This window comes from Rhizobium sp. 01N447_2, assembly GCF_056399245.1.
Window position 1 is genome coordinate 37,042 of record NZ_JBFTQY010000078.1, and the last position, 15,944, is coordinate 52,985.

The 15,944-nt window shown below is 62.8% G+C and carries 18 protein-coding genes and 1 pseudogene; 10 read left to right on the forward strand and 9 right to left on the reverse strand.

Annotation, left to right across the window (positions count from 1 at the left end; genetic code table 11):
- Positions 1-69 precede the first annotated feature (69 nt).
- The 4 genes from AC1ECN_RS32415 to nadE all read left to right on the forward strand — a co-directional run bounded on the left by AC1ECN_RS32415 (position 70) and on the right by nadE (position 5,482).
- On the forward strand, positions 70-1,341 hold the full coding sequence (locus AC1ECN_RS32415; RefSeq protein ID WP_130672247.1) for an HlyD family secretion protein: 1,272 nt from the start codon (positions 70-72) through the stop codon (positions 1,339-1,341).
- Between the two features lie 119 nt (positions 1,342-1,460).
- Positions 1,461-3,080 (forward strand): MDR family MFS transporter, encoded by a 1,620-nt coding sequence (locus AC1ECN_RS32420; RefSeq protein ID WP_477955264.1) that lies wholly within the window; start codon positions 1,461-1,463, stop codon positions 3,078-3,080.
- Positions 3,081-3,110: 30 nt separating this feature from the next.
- The gene (locus AC1ECN_RS32425; protein WP_130661230.1) at positions 3,111-4,316 is read left to right on the forward strand and encodes an adenylate/guanylate cyclase domain-containing protein; all 1,206 of its coding nucleotides are present in this window, start codon (positions 3,111-3,113) and stop codon (positions 4,314-4,316) included.
- Between the two features lie 332 nt (positions 4,317-4,648).
- Positions 4,649-5,482, forward strand: coding sequence for an ammonia-dependent NAD(+) synthetase (gene nadE, locus AC1ECN_RS32430; protein WP_130661231.1), 834 nt, complete (start codon positions 4,649-4,651; stop codon positions 5,480-5,482).
- Between the two features lie 39 nt (positions 5,483-5,521).
- Here the strand turns inward: nadE and AC1ECN_RS32435 are convergent, their stop codons facing one another.
- Positions 5,522-6,442: a helix-turn-helix domain-containing protein gene (locus AC1ECN_RS32435; RefSeq protein WP_130661232.1), complete on the reverse strand. Its 921-nt coding sequence runs from the start codon at positions 6,440-6,442 to the stop codon at positions 5,522-5,524.
- Positions 6,443-6,703: 261 nt separating this feature from the next.
- On the opposite strand from AC1ECN_RS32435, the gene AC1ECN_RS32440 reads away from it, so the two are divergent.
- Together AC1ECN_RS32440 and AC1ECN_RS32445 are read left to right on the forward strand one after the other, a co-directional pair.
- Positions 6,704-6,931 carry a hexameric tyrosine-coordinated heme protein gene (locus AC1ECN_RS32440; RefSeq protein WP_130661233.1) on the forward strand — a complete coding sequence of 76 codons (228 nt, stop codon included), beginning with the start codon at positions 6,704-6,706 and terminating at the stop codon, positions 6,929-6,931.
- Between the two features lie 33 nt (positions 6,932-6,964).
- On the forward strand, positions 6,965-7,381 hold the full coding sequence (locus AC1ECN_RS32445) for a cupin domain-containing protein (RefSeq protein WP_130661234.1): 417 nt from the start codon (positions 6,965-6,967) through the stop codon (positions 7,379-7,381).
- A 52-nt stretch (positions 7,382-7,433) separates the two neighbouring features.
- On the opposite strand, the gene AC1ECN_RS32450 is transcribed toward AC1ECN_RS32445, so the two are convergent.
- Positions 7,434-8,384: an NADP-dependent oxidoreductase gene (locus tag AC1ECN_RS32450; protein WP_245484741.1), complete on the reverse strand. Its 951-nt coding sequence runs from the start codon at positions 8,382-8,384 to the stop codon at positions 7,434-7,436.
- 207 nt (positions 8,385-8,591) lie between these two features.
- The gene (gene gstA / locus AC1ECN_RS32455) at positions 8,592-9,275 is read right to left on the reverse strand and encodes a glutathione transferase GstA (protein ID WP_130672249.1); all 684 of its coding nucleotides are present in this window, start codon (positions 9,273-9,275) and stop codon (positions 8,592-8,594) included.
- A gap of 115 nt (positions 9,276-9,390) precedes the next feature.
- Here gstA and AC1ECN_RS32460 point away from each other — a divergent pair, with 115 nt between their 5' ends.
- Positions 9,391-10,011 (forward strand): TetR/AcrR family transcriptional regulator, encoded by a 621-nt coding sequence (locus tag AC1ECN_RS32460; protein WP_130672250.1) that lies wholly within the window; start codon positions 9,391-9,393, stop codon positions 10,009-10,011.
- Here AC1ECN_RS32460 and AC1ECN_RS32465 read toward each other — a convergent pair.
- Both AC1ECN_RS32465 and AC1ECN_RS32470 read right to left on the reverse strand, forming a co-directional pair.
- Positions 10,008-11,249, reverse strand: a complete 1,242-nt coding sequence (locus tag AC1ECN_RS32465) for a multidrug efflux MFS transporter (protein ID WP_130672251.1) — start codon at positions 11,247-11,249, stop codon at positions 10,008-10,010. The two genes, AC1ECN_RS32460 and AC1ECN_RS32465, sit on opposite strands and share 4 nt — an antisense overlap.
- Positions 11,246-11,452, reverse strand: a complete 207-nt coding sequence (locus tag AC1ECN_RS32470; protein WP_163862061.1) for a hypothetical protein — start codon at positions 11,450-11,452, stop codon at positions 11,246-11,248. The genes AC1ECN_RS32465 and AC1ECN_RS32470 overlap by 4 nt, the downstream gene beginning before the upstream one ends.
- 130 nt (positions 11,453-11,582) lie before the next feature.
- On the opposite strand from AC1ECN_RS32470, the gene AC1ECN_RS32475 reads away from it, so the two are divergent.
- Positions 11,583-11,927 carry a nuclear transport factor 2 family protein gene (locus tag AC1ECN_RS32475; protein WP_477955267.1) on the forward strand — a complete coding sequence of 115 codons (345 nt, stop codon included), beginning with the start codon at positions 11,583-11,585 and terminating at the stop codon, positions 11,925-11,927.
- An 18-nt stretch (positions 11,928-11,945) separates the two neighbouring features.
- Here AC1ECN_RS32475 and AC1ECN_RS32480 read toward each other — a convergent pair whose 3' ends face one another.
- The 3 genes from AC1ECN_RS32480 to AC1ECN_RS32490 form a co-directional block, all read right to left on the reverse strand.
- The gene (locus AC1ECN_RS32480; RefSeq protein ID WP_018484352.1) at positions 11,946-12,677 is read right to left on the reverse strand and encodes a sulfite exporter TauE/SafE family protein; all 732 of its coding nucleotides are present in this window, start codon (positions 12,675-12,677) and stop codon (positions 11,946-11,948) included.
- Between the two features lie 61 nt (positions 12,678-12,738).
- On the reverse strand, positions 12,739-13,392 hold the full coding sequence (locus AC1ECN_RS32485) for a class I SAM-dependent methyltransferase (protein ID WP_018070884.1): 654 nt from the start codon (positions 13,390-13,392) through the stop codon (positions 12,739-12,741).
- A gap of 108 nt (positions 13,393-13,500) precedes the next feature.
- Positions 13,501-13,827 (reverse strand): hypothetical protein, encoded by a 327-nt coding sequence (locus tag AC1ECN_RS32490; RefSeq protein ID WP_477955269.1) that lies wholly within the window; start codon positions 13,825-13,827, stop codon positions 13,501-13,503.
- A 225-nt stretch (positions 13,828-14,052) separates the two neighbouring features.
- Here AC1ECN_RS32490 and AC1ECN_RS32495 point away from each other — a divergent pair, with 225 nt between their 5' ends.
- Complete coding sequence (locus tag AC1ECN_RS32495; RefSeq protein WP_003546549.1) at positions 14,053-14,655, forward strand: superoxide dismutase; 603 nt, start codon at positions 14,053-14,055, stop codon at positions 14,653-14,655.
- 140 nt (positions 14,656-14,795) lie between these two features.
- Positions 14,796-15,641, forward strand: coding sequence for a metallophosphoesterase (locus tag AC1ECN_RS32500; protein WP_477955271.1), 846 nt, complete (start codon positions 14,796-14,798; stop codon positions 15,639-15,641).
- Positions 15,642-15,825: 184 nt separating this feature from the next.
- Here the strand turns inward: AC1ECN_RS32500 and AC1ECN_RS32505 are convergent.
- Positions 15,826-15,944: pseudogene (locus AC1ECN_RS32505) on the reverse strand (IS110 family transposase); the annotation flags it as partial.

The window sequence follows — 15,944 nt, forward strand, 5'->3', positions numbered from 1 at the left end:
CAGGGTGCATTTTCCTTCGCATCGAACATGGCCTCTCACAGAGGAGGCTAGGAGTGAAGGAGAAGGACGATGGTCGAGTTACCCCACAGGCAAGTTTTCGAAAGTGCGAAGCAGGCCGAGCAGATCCTGGCCGAGGAAGCCGCCAGGGCGCCTTCCGCCGAGGCGGCTCCTGTGCCGGCTGCCGAAGCGCCGGTCACCGAAGCCCCGGTTGCGGAAACTCCCAAAAAGACCGGCCGTCGGATCGTCAAGCGCGCCGTCATCGCCGCCGTACTGCTTGCCGGCGTCGCTTTCGCCGGCGATTTCGGCTACCGCTATTGGACGGTCGGCCGCTTCATCGAATCCACCGACGACGCCTATGTAAAGGCCGATTACACCACCGTCGCCCCGAAGGTCGCCGGCTATATCAGCCAAGTGCTGGTCAACGACAATGATGCGGTCAAGGCCGGCCAGGTTCTCGCCCGCATCGACGACCGCGACTTCCAGGCAGCGCTGTCGCAGGCCAAGGCCGATGTGAAGGCGGCCGAAGCCGCCATCACCAATATCGACGCCCAGATCTCCCTGCAGCAATCGGTGATCGAGCAGGCGAGGGCGACGGTCGATGCCTCGCAGGCATCGCTGGATTTTGCCGTATCCGATGCCGCCCGCTCGGCCCGCCTGATCACCAACGGCGCCGGCACCCAGTCTCGTGCCGAACAGACCCAGTCGGCCCGTGAACAGGCCGCTGCCGCCGTCGAGCGCGATCGGGCAGCCCTCGTCACCGCTCAGAATAAGGTGCCGGTGCTGCAGACTGAGCGCGAACAGACGGTTGCCCAGCGTGACCGTGCGGCCGCCGCCGCCCACCAGGCAGAGCTCAATCTCTCCTATACCGATATCGTCGCCGCCGTCGACGGCACGGTCGGCGCCCGGTCTATCCGGGTCGGCCAGTATGTCACCTCGGGCACGCAACTGATGGCGGTCGTGCCGCTACATGCGGTCTATGTCGTCGCCAATTTCAAGGAAACGCAGCTGACCTATATCAGCCCCGGCCAGTCGGTCGAGATCAAGGTCGACAGCTTTCCCGATATCTCGATCAAGGGTCATGTCGACAGCGTTTCGCCGGCAAGCGGGTTGGAATTCTCGCTGCTGCCCCCGGACAATGCCACCGGCAATTTCACCAAGATTGTCCAGCGCATCCCGGTCAAGATCGTCATCGACGACGAGGCGCTGAGCGGCCTGTTGCGCTCGGGCATGTCGGTCGAGCCGGAAATCGATACCAAGGCTGCCCAGAGCCAAGCTGCCGAGACCAAGGCTGCCCAAGCCCCTGGAACAGTCGAGGAGGGATTATCCAGCCACGCTGGATGATCCTTCCCTTCTGCTCCCAATTATCCCGATCATTCCCGAATGATCCCGATCATTCCCCGAATGATCACCCGAACCCCGTCATGAGAAAGTTTCCCGCGAGAGCTGGAAGGAGATAAGCCATGGCCACTCTTCAGATCGCCGCAAACGGCAATTCGCTGGCGCGCCCCGCCGCCGCAGCGCCCGCGGCACCTGCCGTCATGAGCCCGCTGCGCATGTGGGCAGCCGTTGTCGGCTCGACGCTAGGCGCCTTCATGGCCGTCCTCAACATCCAGATCGTCAACGCCTCGCTTGCTGATATCCAGGGCGCGATCGGCGCCGGCACGGATGACGGTGGCTGGATTTCGACCTCCTATCTGATCGCCGAGATCGTCGTCATTCCGCTCAGCGCCTGGCTGGCGCGCGTCTTTTCGCTCCGCAACTACCTGCTTGTCAACGCCATCCTCTTTCTGATCTTTTCCGTTGCCTGCGCCTTCGCGGCCAATCTGCAGCAGATGATTATCCTGCGCGCCATTCAGGGCTTTTCCGGCGGCGTGTTGATCCCGATGGCCTTCACCATCATCATCACGCTGCTGCCCAAGGCCAAGCAGCCGATCGGCCTGGCCCTCTTTGCCCTGTCCGCCACCTTCGCGCCGGCGATCGGCCCGACGATCGGCGGTTACCTTACCGAGAACTGGGGCTGGGAATATATCTTCTACGTCAACCTGGTGCCCGGCGCGCTGATGGTCGGCCTGCTCTGGGTCTCGCTCGACCGCGCGCCGATGAACCTGAAGCTGCTCGCCAAGGGTGACTGGCCGGGCATCATCACCATGGCGATCGGCCTGGCGGCCCTGCAGACCGTGCTGGAAGAGGGCAACAAGGAAGACTGGTTCGGCTCCGATTTCATTGTCCGATTGTCTGTCATCGCCGCCGTCTCGCTGACGCTGTTCCTGATCATCGAGCTAAAGACCGCCCAGCCGCTCTTGAACCTTCGCCTGCTGGTGCGCCGCAACTTCGGCTTCGGCATCGTCGCCAATTTCCTGCTCGGCATTGCGCTTTATGGCTCTGTCTTCGTGCTGCCGATCTATCTGACCCGCATCCAGGGCTATAATTCCGAGCAGATCGGCATGGTTCTCGCCTGGACCGGCATCCCGCAGCTGCTGCTGATCCCGCTGGTGCCGCAGCTGATGAAGCGTTYCGATGTGCGCCTGCTGATCGTCGTCGGCTTTGCCCTCTTCGCCGCTTCGAACTTCATGAACGTGCACATGACCGGCGATTATGCGAGCGACCAGCTGTTCTGGCCGAACATCGTCCGCGCCATCGGCCAGGCGCTCGTCTTCACGCCCCTCTCGGCGATCGCCACCGCAGGCATCGAGCAGGAGAATGCCGGTTCGGCTTCGGCACTCTTCAACATGATGCGCAATCTCGGCGGCGCCGTCGGCATCGCTTCGCTGCAGACCTTCCTGTCGAAGCGCGAACAGTTCCACTCGAATATCCTGACCAACTCGGTCTCGGTCTTCGAGGAAGCCACCCGCGATCGCATTGCCAGGCTCACCGCCTACTTCATGAGCCACGGTGTCAGCGATCAGGCGCTCGCCAGCCACAAGGCCGTCGTCGCCATCGCGCTCAAAATACGCAAGCAGGCCAATATCATGGCCTTCAGCGACACCTTCTTCCTGCTCGGCGTCGCCCTGGTCGTCGCCCTGCTTGCAAGCCTGCTTCTCAGAAAACCCGGTCAACTCTCCGGCGGCGGCGCTCACTAGTGCCCCGCCTCCCTTAAGGAGGAGAAAGCCATGACAACTGCGATCTATGCCCCGGATACCGACAGACTCCAGCCCAAGGCAGCCGGCCATGCCGTCAGTGTCGGCGCACTGCTCTCCATCATCGAATGGCTCTCCGGCGACGAATGCCACGCGCTCGACGAAGCAGGCCTGGTTTCCGGGCTTGGCCGCCGGCTTCAGGCGCTCGGCCTGCCGGTCGACCGTCTGACCCTGCATCTGATGACCCTGCATCCCGAGTTCATCGGCCGCACCATCGCCTGGGCGCCGGGCGAGCCGGTCGAGATCCACGACCGCGAACACGGCGCCCGGGTCGCCATATCAAATACGCCGCTGCGCAAGGTCATGGAAACTCGGGAGCCGCTGGTCGTCGATACCGGCGAAAGCGTGCATGGCCGCTGGCAGCATATCGATGTCTTCGCCGATCGCGGCCTGATGCAGCTCGTCATCGCGCCGCTCTGCAATGTCGACGGTCCGGTCAGCGCCGCCGTCTTCGGCACGCGGCGGCCGGGCGGTTTCACCGCCCCCGAGCGTCAGGTGATCGAGCGTATCCTGCCGGCGCTGCGCAACACCAGCGAGTTGCGCATCCTTCGTCAGGTCGAGCTCAGCCTGCTCGATACCTATATCGGCCCGCTGACGGCAAGCCGCATCCTGGCCGGCCGCATCCGCCGCGACGAGATCGAATCGATAGAGGCGGCCCTGCTGCTCTGCGATCTGCGCGGTTTTACCGAGCTGTCGAACCGGCTGCCTGGCAGCACCATGCTCGGTCTGCTCAATGCCTATTTCGACAGGATCGTGCCGGCCATCACCCGCCAGGGCGGCGAGGTGCTGAAGTTCATGGGCGACGCCGTGCTCGCCTTCTTCCCGGGCTATGACGCTGCCCATTCCTGCGGCGCGGCCCTGGCATCGGCCCGCGCCATCCTCGAGGAGATCGACCATTTCCAATATGAGGGCATCGGCGTGAAGGCCGGCATCGCCCTGCATTACGGCGAGGTCAGCTATGGCAATGTCGGCTCCGGCCGCCGCCTCGACTTCACCCTGATCGGCGGCGACGTCAACCTGGTCAGCCGCATCCAGACCGCCTGCAGCGAACTGGGAGAAGCCTTGCTGATGTCGGCGCCGTTTCGCGACGAGGCCGGGGCAGGGGATGTGGTGTCGGTCGGCGCGCACAGGCTGAAGGGTTTTGCCGATCCGGTGGAGCTGTTCACGATCATGCGGTAGGGGCAAGCCCACCCAGCTGGCAGAATCCAGATCTCCGGTCCGCCCTCATCCGCCTGCCGGCACCTTCTGCCCGCCAGCGGGGAGAAGGGATATGCCGCAACGTCTCTACTGCCTTCCACCGTTGCTTGAGGCACGTCCCCTCTCCCCGTCAGAACGGGGAGAGGGTTAGGGTGAGGGGCAGCTTTATTGCTGTGAGGTCAGGCAGTTCATTCCTAAGCCCCCGACGCCCACTTGCATAAAATGCATGGCAGGTCTGCCCGGAACGGTTTCGTCTTCCCTCATCTTTTCGCCATAGTGGCGCCGAAATTCCGTAAGCGGGGAGGAAGAGGCTTATGACGGTGCTGTTCGACGAACAAGGCGAGATCATCCGCGAACTGGGTGTTGCCGCCGATATCGACCCTGAGCGGGAGATCGAACGGCGAACTGCTTTCCTCAAGGATTATCTCGTCGCCTCGGGCATGCGCGGCTACGTCCTCGGCATCAGCGGCGGCGTCGATTCGCTGACGGCGGCGCTGTTGGCTCAAAAGGCGGTGCGCGAGCTGCGTGACAGCGGCCATGCGGCCGAATTCATTGCCGTGCGCCTTCCCTACGGTGTCCAGGCGGATGAGGCGGATGCGGGAAGGGCGCTGGAAACGATCGGCGCCGACCGCTCGATGGTGGTCAATATCAAGGCGCCGGCGGATGCGATGCTTGCCGCCGCGCAGGACGGTGGCCTCGCCTTTGCCGATGCCGGCCGGCAGGATTTCATCCTCGGCAATATCAAGGCGCGCCAGCGGATGATCGCCCAATTCGCCCTTGCCGGAGCGCTTGGCAGCCTCGTCATCGGCACCGATCATGCGGCCGAAGCGGTCATGGGTTTCTTCACCAAGTTCGGCGATGGCGCCGCCGATATTCTGCCGCTCGCCGGCCTTAACAAGCGCCGCGTCCGCCTGCTGGCAAAACGGCTCGGCGCCCCGGACGACCTGGTGTTCAAGGTGCCGACCGCCGATCTCGAGGACCAGCGCCCGCTGCGTCCCGACGAGGAGGCCTACGGTGTCAGCTATGACGAGATCGACGATTTCCTCGAAGGCAAGCCGGTCGGCGAGATTGCCCGCCGCCGCATCCTCGCCGCCTATCGGGCGACCACTCACAAGCGCGCTTTGCCGGTGGCTGTCAGCGCGCTCTGAAGTCAAATCCAGGTCAGTGCTTTGGCCCTACGGCGGCGGTCACGTGACCGACGAACAGGCAGCTCGTCGCCATGCGCCGGGACTAACGCCGGCAAGCTGCGTGAAGACGCGGGTGAAATGGCTCTGATCGGCAAAGCCGCAGGCAAGGGCGATCTCCGTCAGTGTCGATCCCTTCAGACAAAGAAGCGACTTTGCCTTTTCGATACGGTTCTTCTGCAGCCATGCATGCGGTGAAAGCCCGGTCGAGTGCCGGAAGGCGCGGCAGAAATGCCGCTGCGACAGGCTGCATTCGCGTGCAAGCTCGCTGATCGACAGGCTGCCGCCGATGCCTGAGGAGAGCAGCTCCTTGGCGCGTCGTTCCTGCCAGGGCGCCAGTCCGCCGCGGATCGGCCGGCATTCGGGTCTGAGGCCGCCATAATTTTCCGCCACATGCGTCGCCATGGCGAGCGCCATCTGGTCGACGAAGAGCCTGCCGATCTGCTCCGGCCGCGAAAAGGCATGACGCATGGCAAGGATCATATGCTTCATCGTTTCGTCGGAAACGGGTGCGCCGGCCCTATAGGCGAGGTCGCCGATCCTCAACGCTTCGGCATCATCAGCCACCTGGTCCAGCACCGGGCGCGGCAGGTAGAAATGCACGGAGTGATGCGGCCCGTCGGTCAGCACATAGGGCTGGCGCTTGAGGTCGTAGAAGATGATGTCGCCGGCCGCAAGATTGCGGGCCGCGGCCGGCCGGTCGTCCTCCCAGCACTGGTGATTGGGAAAGTCCCGCATCAGCAGTGTGATGAGAAAGGCATCCTCGTAGGGGACGGGTTTCGACAACTCGCGTCTGTCTGCTTCGGAATGGATCTCGGTGACGGCAAGGTTGGCTTTCCGGATGGCCCGCGAAACGATGGTCGGGACCTCCTCCAGATTGAACCGCGAAGCCAATTGCCGGCCGTAGGCGCCGGTCTCCGACATGGTCGCTCTCCTTGCACGGGCCGCGGCAAAGGGGGCGTAGCCGGACCTCGCGCGCACTATAGAACGACTGCCGCGAACCGCAATCGCGCCGCTCGCGACACGTCTCCCGACCTGCAAAAAAGTGTCCGATTCAGACAAGAGAGCGTGTGCAGCGCGGCTGAATTCGTCCCAAACGTCCAATCCATGCGCCTATCGGCAAAGAGGAAATTCATCACGCCGGCTCTAATGCGATCGTTCCTTTCCGACGCATTGAGAACGACGATGAGCGATCCATGGCTGCCAAGCCTTATCACCGAGACACCGCAGGCGGGTTTCGAACTCGCGATCAAGCTTTCGCGTATGGGCGTCAAGATGACCCAGCCCTCTGATGAAATCCGCAAGAAGCTACGGGTGATCTACGAGGACGATGCCGACAGCCTGATCGCCGCCTCGCAGGTTATCGCCATCAATTACCAGACGGTCGCCGCTGCCAACAATTACTGGCGTTGAGCCATGCCGGCGCCACCTTTCAAGGAGAGAGTCATGAGGCGATCTGCAACGATCATTCTTGTCGCGGCCTCTCTTGCCGCCGCAAGTTTCGGTATCGGCCATGCCGACGACGGCGAGAAGGTGACGCCGGTCTTTCGCCATGAATTGCCGAACAGCCCCGGCAAGAGCCTTGTCGCCTTCATCGTCGCTTATGCGCCAGGCGGCAAGTCGGTYGCCCACCACCATGCGAAATCGGCTTTCGTCTACGCGCAGATCCTCACCGGATCAATCCGCAGCAAGGTCGGCGACGAACCGGAGAAGATCTACAAGACAGGGGAGAATTTCTTCGAAATGCCGGGTTCGGCGCATGCCGTCAGCGAAAACGCCAGCAGGACCGAGCCGGCAAGCCTGCTTGCCGTGTTCATCGTCGACACCAAGGACAAGGACCTGACGGTGCCCGACAAGCACTGATTGCCGGATAATGCGGAAAGACCGGGACGATGCCCGGCCTTTCCTCGTTCTTTCATGCGGCAACGGTGAGAACGATCTTGCCCTTGGCATGAGGCCGGGTTCCCTCCAGCATCTCATGCGCGGCAATCGCTTCGGAAAGCGGCAGCACGGTGCCGACCTGGGTAACGAGCGCGCCGGCATCCACCATCGCCGCGATCTCGACAAGCTGCGCTGTCGTCACCTCGACAAGGAAGAAGAAGGCCTCGACGCCATGCGCCTTGGCCAGCTCCTGGTCCGGCTGCGAGACAGCCGAAACCAGCCGGCCGCCACGCTTCAGCACCGTAAAGGAGCGTGTCTGTGTTTCACCGCCGACGAGATCGATGACGGCATCGACCTCATCCGCCACCTCCTCGAAACGCTGGCTGCGGAAATCGACCACCGTGTCGGCGCCGAGGTTGCGCACCATCTCGATGTCGCTGCCGCTCGCCGTCGCTATGACGGTAAGACCAGCCTTGCGGGCGAACTGCACGGCATAGGCGCCGACATTGCCGGCTGCGCCGTGGATCAGCACGGTCTGCCCGGATTCAAGCTTCGCATGGTCGAACAGCGCCTGGCGCGCCGTCACCGCAATCACCGGGATCGATGCCGCTTCGATGTCGCCGATCGTTGCCGGCTTGCGGGCGATCATGCCGGCCGCGGCAATCGCATACTCGGCATAGGCACCGATGAAACGCGGATTGGTGACGCCATAAACCGCATCGCCTGGCGCCACGTGCTTCACGTCGGGCCCGACGGCTTCGACGATGCCGGAAAGGTCGGAACCGAGCGTCAGCGGCAGCGGCTGGGGCAGGGCGCTGTGGCCGGAGCGAATCCAGCCGTCCCATGGACCGACACCTGATGCCTTCACCTTTACCAGCACTTCGCCTTCACCGGGCACGGGTCGTTCGATCTCTTCAGCTACAATTGCCTGCGGCGGGCCAAAGGCATGGACCCTGTAGGCTTTCATCGTCTTGCTCATTGTCATCTCCTGTTGTTGGGCAGCCGGCTCTTCGGCTTTCACGGGAGGCAAGATGCAGTCGGCGCAGCCTTTCGATAATCCGGCAAGTTCGGGAAGGATCATCAAGCGCCGGCGGATAATCGCCGGCGCGTGGAAAATCGTCAATTGGCCTTCACAGAGCCGAGCGCCTCGGCAATCCCACCGCTTGCTACCCGCATCCGGTTGGCGCCGTGTTCAAGGCTGCACCGGCGAGCCCGTCCGCCCGGCCGAAGCGAGATAGGCATGCGGCGCGAAATAGACGCCGTCGGCATCGAAGGCTTCGAGGTCTTCGGCTTGCAGCGCCTCGCGCACCTTCGGCCGTGCCGCAACACGGGCCATGAAGCCGTGCAGCGCCGGCCATTGCTTGAGATCGATGTCGGTCCAGGGCGACCAGTTCAGGCAGACGAAGAGATAGGCATCCGCCACCGTAAACGTATCGCCGGTGAGATAGGGTCCGGCAAGACGGCTGTTCAGCCAGGCGAGCCGCTTCGAGATCAGCGCGCGGATCTCCCCATGAACGCTGGAATAAATCGGATTGAAGAGCAGCACCATCGGCTTGTGCAGCTCGGCGGTGATGAAGTTGAGATAGGATTGCACCTCGTTGCGGCGGATGTTGCCGACCTCAGGCAACAGGGCTGCCCCTTCGGGCACGCTGTCGGCGAGGAACTGCACGATCGCCGGCCCCTCGGTCAGCACCTTGCCATCGTCGAGCATCAGCGCCGGCACATAGCCGTTGCCGTTGATCGCGAGATAATCCTCGCCGGTGCTCGCCCTGTGGGTCTGCCGGTCGACCTGGACGAGTTCGATATCGAGCCCCAGCTCCCGGCAGATGATGTGCGGCGAAAGCGAGCAGGCCGCGGCGTGCATATAAAGTTTCATTGCGGTTTCCTCTCCTTGTGGAGGCGGTCGATGCCGCCGGCCGACAGTGTTGAACATCTGTACTGTTTCGCATAAAATAGCTCTCGTCAAGAATTTAATGCGAAACGGTACAAATATGAAAGACGGGAAGAAGCTCGGCCGCCCGAGGGCTTTCGACGCCAAAGCGGCGCTCGGCAAGGCGCGGGATGTCTTCTGGGACAGGGGGTTTGCCGCCGCCTCGCTCGACAATCTGAGTGCTGCGACCAACCTCAACCGCCCGAGCCTCTACGGCGCCTTCGGCGACAAGGAGGATCTCTATCTCGATACGCTGGAGGGCTATCGGCAGGACGGCATGAATACGCTCGCCGAGGCGCTCGACCCGTCACTGCCGCTGCGCGACAATATCGCCCGCGTCTATGCCGGTGCGCTGGCGATCTATCTGCACGGTGAAACCGCCGCTCGCGGCTGTCTGCTGATCGGTACGGCATCGGCCGAGGCGGTCCAGCATGAGCGGGTCCGTGAAGTGCTCGGCCGCAGCCTCAACGATTTCGACGACGAGATCGAAAAGCGCATGCGGCTTGGCGTGGAAAGGGGCGAGCTTGCTCAAAGTGCCGATCCGCAGATGCTTGCAAGGCTCGCCTCCGCCGTCATGCATTCGCTCGCCGTCCGCGCCCGCGCCGGCGACAGCCGCGAGACACTGGAAGCGATCGCCCGGTCAGGCGTCGAGCTGATCTGCGGGAGCGCCAGTAATCCTTAGGTCGAGTCCCGAGTCTTCCCATCCCTCGGCCGCACGATCCAGGCATAGGCCGCACCGGCGAGAAGCAGCACGGAGGTGCCGAGAAAAACCGCCCGCATGCCGATATGCCCGCCGACAAAACCGCCAAGGATGGGGCCGGCCACCTGGCCGACATATTGTGAGGAAATCGAAAGCCCGAGAATGCTGCCGGCCGCACTATCCGGCACGCTGTGCCGGATGACCGCGGCGATGCAGGGCAGCAGCCCGCCGAGCGCCACACCCATCAGGAAACGCAGGATGATCAACTGCCAGGAACTGGTGACGAAGGCCTGCGGGATCAGCAGCAGCCCGGCGACGGCGAGCGCGCCTGCAATCACTGGCCAGTGGCCGATCCTGTCGGCGAGCTTGCCGAGCCATGAGGCCGAGAGAATGCTGCCGAGGGCAGCCGCCGACATGACGATGCCCGATATCATCGTCACCTGGGATTCGACGGGCACGAGCTGCGCGACATAGACGGTGATGATCGGCTCGATCGACATATTGGCGAACATCAGCAGCATGCCCGTCGCCAGCATCGCGATGACGGGCCGCTTGTCGGCAATGGATTTCCAGCCGCCGCTGGCCTTGGCCGCCTGCTTGCGGGCCGGCGATTTCTCTTCCTTGATCAACAAGGTCGTGGCGAGGAAGGCGAGGAAGATCATGCCGCCGGCAGCGAGAAACGTGCCGCGGATGCCGATGATCGGCGGCAGCGCCCCGCCGATCAGCGGCCCGACGAGATTGCCGGCCATGATGCCGGAGGAGAGCACGCCGAGCGCCCAGGCCGAACGGTCCTTCGGCGTCTGCGTCGCCACCAGCACCATCGAGCCGGAGGCATAACCGCCGGCAAGCCCGACGAAGAGGCGCAGCGCCACCAGTTGCCAGACATTGCCGGCCATGCCCATCAGCGAGATCGCCAGCGTCATGCCGAGGCTGGCGCGCACCAGCATCAGCTTGCGGCCGTAAATATCGCCGAGCCGGCCCCAGAGCGGCGCGACGAGAGCCGCGGCAAAGAAGGTGGCGCCATAGGCAATGCCCGACCATTGCACGATCGCTGCATGGTCGCTGACGCCGAGTTCCTCGACATAGAGCGGCAGAAACGGAAGCAGCAGCGTCATCGCCACGATGGTGGTGAAGGAGCCGATCAGCGAGATGGTGAGATTGCGCTTCCAGTAGATCGAGCCCGGCTTGGCGCTGGCGGCGTCCCATTGCGTATCGGTCATTCCTGTGCCTCGGCATTGATCGTGTAGCGCGGGTTCCGCCGCGCCTGATGAAACGATGTGCCCTTTGCCGCGACGAGGAGATCGGCGCGGGTGAATCTGTCCTGAAGATCGAGCTTTTCGAGGTCGAGCGCATAGGCCGTAGCGGTGCATGCGCTCGCGGTTCCAGGGCGGGCACGCGCTGATATAACCGCGCTATGGCCCATCCTTCAAGGCGGCGCTTTCGCATCGGTGACCTGTCTTTGGAAATGAGAGCCGCAATCTGGACCCTCTCGGGCAAAAGTGCTACAACAATACCGATTGCATGATGCAATCGGTTAATCCGAGGACATTGCCATGAGCGACATGCGCACATCCCGAGAACAGTCCGTCCGTCATCTCTACGCCGCCTATCTCGACGACCGCAAGGATATCGTCGGCGCCATGCTGACGGAGGATTTCACCTTCTCCAGTCCGCGTGACGACCACATGGACCGGGCGACTTATTTCGAGCGCTGCTGGCCAAAGGAGCCGGTCTTCCGCGGTTTTGACATCGAATTCCTGGCGATCGACGGCGACGAGGCGGTCGTCCGCTACCGTGCCGAAAAACGGGATGGCGGCAGCTTCCGCAACATAGAGAGCCTTCGCTTCCGCGGCGACAAGATCGCATCCGTGGATGTCTATTTCGGCCGGACTCTGTAATCCCGGCCGAGGTGGTCTTCACAGGATCCGCATCGCCGAAGTGCCGATGATGATCATCGACACCGCCACCATCAGCGGCCGCACCGGCAGCCGCTTGACGAGGATCGCGCCGAAGGGGGCAGCGATGACGCCGCCGATGATCAGGCCGATCGCCGAATTGAGCTCCGACCAGCCAAGCGTCAGCATGAAGGTCAGGGAAATCGTCAGTGTCACGGCGAATTCGGTGAAGTTGGTCGAGCCGATCACCCGCTTCAGGTCATGGCCGCGGCTGACGAGCGAACTGGTGACGATCGGTCCCCATCCGCCGCCGCCGATCGCATCGAGCACGCCGCCGCAGAACCCGACGGGCGGCACCATCCAGTCACGGACATCCCGCTTCGGCGGCGGCCGAAAGGCCTTGTAGAGGATCACCAGTCCGATCGCGATCAGATAGGCCGAGACGAAGGGCTCGATCACCTTGCCGTCGATATTGGCCAGCAGATAGGCGCCGATTGCGCCGCCGATCATGCCGGCCGGTGCAAGCCGCGCCACCAGGCGCCAGTCGACGTTGCGATGATAGGCATGCGAAAGGCCCGACGCGGCGGTCGTGAACATTTCCGCCACATGCGTCATGGCGCTGGCATTGGCCGCCGGCACCCCGAAGGCAAGAAGGCTCGTCGTGGACAGCACGCCGAAGGCCATGCCCAGCGCGCCGTCGACGATCTGTGCGCAGAAACCCACGACGATGAAGACGAAGAAATCCGATGTCATGCAGTCCCCTCAGACAAACGGTAGCATCAGAAGAAGCGACGCGGGGAAAAACTTTCCAGTCTCAGGCGGCAAGTCCGTGCTGCTTCAGCCGGATAATCTTGAAGAAGCCGTTCGGAAAGACCGGCAGGATATCGGCAGGAGCGAAATCACCGCGGCGCTCGGCCCAGGCGACGATGCGGTGAATACGGAAGGCGGAGGACCAGCCGATGTGACGCACCAGCGGCGCCACCGCCGTTTCGATCGCGCCCTGCAGACCGGCGCCGTCGCCAAGCTTGCTGGCAAGGATGATCTCGCCGCCCGGCCTGAGCACTCTCGCGCATTCGTCGAGCGCGCGTTCGGGCTCGGGGATCAGCGTGATGACGAAGGGCAGGCAGACCGCATCGAAAGACCGGTCGGCAAAGGTGAGCGCATGGGCATCCATCACATCAAGCGCCTGCACATGCTGCAGCTTCTCGCGTCTCGCCTTTTCGCGCGCCCGCGCGATCATGTGTTCTGAAATGTCGATGCCGCTTACCCGGCAGTGGCGCGGGTAATGCCCGAGCGTCAGGCCGGTGCCGACGCCGATCTCCAGGATATCGGTGCCGGCCGCGGCGGCGAGGGCTGCAAGCTTGCGGTGGCCATCACGCAGGATGCCGCGATACACCCGGTCATAGACCGGTGCCCAACGCTGATAGATTTTCTGCTGATCTTCCGCCCTGCTGCGAAGCTCTGACATGCCGGCACCTCCCTAAAGCCCAGGCTTTCAACTCCTGAGCGTAGGCTTCGGTTCCCCAGAAATGTGACGCAAGGCACAAACCAGCACGGTAAGTAACCTCATAGCGGCCTATTTTGCCGGCATGAGACCAAGCGTCTTGGCGTCCAGCTCGCTGCCGATCTCGACGGTCTTCTTTTGCTTGTCGTAGACGCAGATCTGGGCAATCAGCCCCTTGGCGCCTTTCGGCTTGCCTGTCACCAGGGCGAGCCCGTAATGCGAGCTGCCGAAGGGATCGACGGTGGCGCTGGGCTTCTCGATCGTGACCGCTGCCTTCTTGCATTTGGCCTCGACGTCAGCGGCGAGCTGCTTCCAGGCGTCATCGGAGGAGGCATGCGCCGCACCTGYCAGGCAAAGCAGTACGGCGGCAGTGAGAAGCTGGATTATATTCCTGTTCATATCGGGTCTCCGTTGATCTCCATAACAGGCAAAGTGGTTTTCGGGGCGGGTATTCCCATTGATTTGCCCAGGCGATTTCTACGCACGACTCCAACCGTGCAACTGAGGCAAATTTTCCTCCGGCCGGTCATTTTTTGATAATTCGCCGGTTGCCTCTCCCCCTTTCCCCTCCTATGTTCCGCCTCACCTGCCGAGACGCAATCTATTGCCAAGAGGAGATCTGACATGGCTTTCGAATTGCCTGAACTTCCCTATGATTACGAAGCGCTTGCTCCCTTCATGTCGAAGGAAACGCTGGAGTTCCACCACGACAAGCACCACAAGGCCTATGTCGACAACGGCAACAAGCTCGCCGCCGAAGCCGGTCTTTCGGACCTCTCGCTCGAAGACGTCGTCAAGAAGTCCTTCGGCACCAATGCCGGCCTCTTCAACAACGCCGCCCAGCACTACAACCACATCCATTTTTGGAAGTGGATGAAGAAGGGCGGCGGCGGCAACAAGCTGCCGGGCAAGCTCGAAGCGGCCTTTACCTCCGATCTCGGCGGCTACGACAAGTTCAAGGCCGATTTCGCCACTGCCGGCGCCACCCAGTTCGGCTCCGGCTGGGCCTGGGTTTCCGTCAAGAACGGCAAGCTCGAAATCTCCAAGACCCCGAACGGCGAAAACCCGCTCGTTCACGGCGCCACCCCGATCCTCGGCGTCGACGTCTGGGAACACTCCTACTACATCGACTATCGCAACGCCCGCCCGAAATATCTCGAGGCCTTCGTCGATAGCCTGATCAACTGGGACTACGTCCTGGAACGCTACGAAGCAGCCACGAAGTAAGCGGTACCAGACTCGCCGCCATGGCGGACGATGTCGTCCGCATCTTCGAACTCGGCACCCGGCGCGCCCAAAGCGCCGGGTGTTTTGTTTTCACGCGAAGTCGTCACAGCCCTGTCATCGGCCGCTCCTAATCACGCCCCATGTCTTCCTCTGCTTCTCCCCTGTTCCGCTTCGGCATCATCGCCGACCCGCAATATGCGGCGATCGCGCCGCACGTGGCGATAGACCGCTATTACGCCAACAGCCTCGCCAAGGTCGCCCAGGCGATCGAGGTCTTCAATGGCGAGGAGCTGAGCTTCGTGATGACGCTCGGCGATGTCATCGACCGCAGCTTTTCAAGCTTCGACGATATCCTGCCGGTCTATGAGAAGCTCAGGCACGAGACGCTCTTCCTGCTCGGCAATCATGATTTCTCGGTCTCTCCGGGCCATCTCTCCGACGTCGCCGCGCGTCTCGGCATGCCGGCGCCCTATTACAGCTTCTCGCGCCACGGCTGGCGCTTCATCGTGCTCGACGGCAATGAGGTCAGCATCTTCGCGCCGCCCGAAGGCCATCCTCATCGCGCGCTGGCCGGAGAGATGCTGGCGGAGCTGCAGGCCAAGGGTGCCAGGAACGCCCATCGCTGGAATGCCGCGCTGAGCGACGAACAATTCGCCTGGCTTGGCGATGAAATCGCAAAAGCGGCCGAGGCCGGCGAGAAGGTGATCGTCATGAATCACTATCCGGTGCATCCGCCCAGCGAGCACGGCATGTGGGACAGCGAGCGCATCGTCGAGTTGCTCGCCTCCAGCAGCAATGTCGTCGCCTATCTCAACGGCCACGACCACGCCGGCAACTACGGCTTGGTCAGCGCCTGTCACTTCGTCAATTTCAAGGGCGTGGTCGACACGGAGACGAAAAACGCCTTCGCGATCGTCGAGGTCCAAGCCGACCGCATCGAAATCCGCGGCTTCGGCCGCGAGGTGAGCCGCACGCTGCCTTATTAGGTTGTGACAGGTGGCTGACAGAGTCGCCAACCTCACCATGCTCGGGCTTGTTCTTCGGATCCCCGCTTGCGGGAAAGGGGGACGCGCCTTGCAAGAGGGCGCGAGGAACGGAGAGGTCACGCCATATCCTCTTCTCCCCTCGGGGAGAAGGTGCCGGCAGGCGGATGAGGGGCTGTGTTTGGTGTCAAGGTGGATTTGGTGTCCAGATACGGTTTTTAGTGATGAGGGTATTTGCGAGCACGATGAGCTTTCGCATGACGGCGACGAGGACGACCTTGTTGGGTTTCCCGGCCTTCTTCAGTC

What these genes read in the sequence shown, in the direction of transcription:
- AC1ECN_RS32415 (WP_130672247.1), top strand. Translation starts at nt 70, where the DNA reads ATGGTCGAGTTACCCCACAGGCAAGTTTTCGAAAGTGCGAAGCAGGCC.
- AC1ECN_RS32425 (WP_130661230.1), top strand. Translation starts at nt 3,111, where the DNA reads ATGACAACTGCGATCTATGCCCCGGATACCGACAGACTCCAGCCCAAG.
- nadE (WP_130661231.1), top strand. Translation starts at nt 4,649, where the DNA reads ATGACGGTGCTGTTCGACGAACAAGGCGAGATCATCCGCGAACTGGGT.
- AC1ECN_RS32435 (WP_130661232.1), bottom strand. Translation starts at nt 6,442, where the DNA reads ATGTCGGAGACCGGCGCCTACGGCCGGCAATTGGCTTCGCGGTTCAAT.
- AC1ECN_RS32440 (WP_130661233.1), top strand. Translation starts at nt 6,704, where the DNA reads ATGAGCGATCCATGGCTGCCAAGCCTTATCACCGAGACACCGCAGGCG.
- AC1ECN_RS32450 (WP_245484741.1), bottom strand. Translation starts at nt 8,384, where the DNA reads ATGACAATGAGCAAGACGATGAAAGCCTACAGGGTCCATGCCTTTGGC.
- gstA (WP_130672249.1), bottom strand. Translation starts at nt 9,275, where the DNA reads ATGAAACTTTATATGCACGCCGCGGCCTGCTCGCTTTCGCCGCACATC.
- AC1ECN_RS32460 (WP_130672250.1), top strand. Translation starts at nt 9,391, where the DNA reads ATGAAAGACGGGAAGAAGCTCGGCCGCCCGAGGGCTTTCGACGCCAAA.
- AC1ECN_RS32465 (WP_130672251.1), bottom strand. Translation starts at nt 11,249, where the DNA reads ATGACCGATACGCAATGGGACGCCGCCAGCGCCAAGCCGGGCTCGATC.
- AC1ECN_RS32470 (WP_163862061.1), bottom strand. Translation starts at nt 11,452, where the DNA reads ATGGGCCATAGCGCGGTTATATCAGCGCGTGCCCGCCCTGGAACCGCG.
- AC1ECN_RS32475 (WP_477955267.1), top strand. Translation starts at nt 11,583, where the DNA reads ATGAGCGACATGCGCACATCCCGAGAACAGTCCGTCCGTCATCTCTAC.
- AC1ECN_RS32480 (WP_018484352.1), bottom strand. Translation starts at nt 12,677, where the DNA reads ATGACATCGGATTTCTTCGTCTTCATCGTCGTGGGTTTCTGCGCACAG.
- AC1ECN_RS32485 (WP_018070884.1), bottom strand. Translation starts at nt 13,392, where the DNA reads ATGTCAGAGCTTCGCAGCAGGGCGGAAGATCAGCAGAAAATCTATCAG.
- AC1ECN_RS32495 (WP_003546549.1), top strand. Translation starts at nt 14,053, where the DNA reads ATGGCTTTCGAATTGCCTGAACTTCCCTATGATTACGAAGCGCTTGCT.
- AC1ECN_RS32500 (WP_477955271.1), top strand. Translation starts at nt 14,796, where the DNA reads ATGTCTTCCTCTGCTTCTCCCCTGTTCCGCTTCGGCATCATCGCCGAC.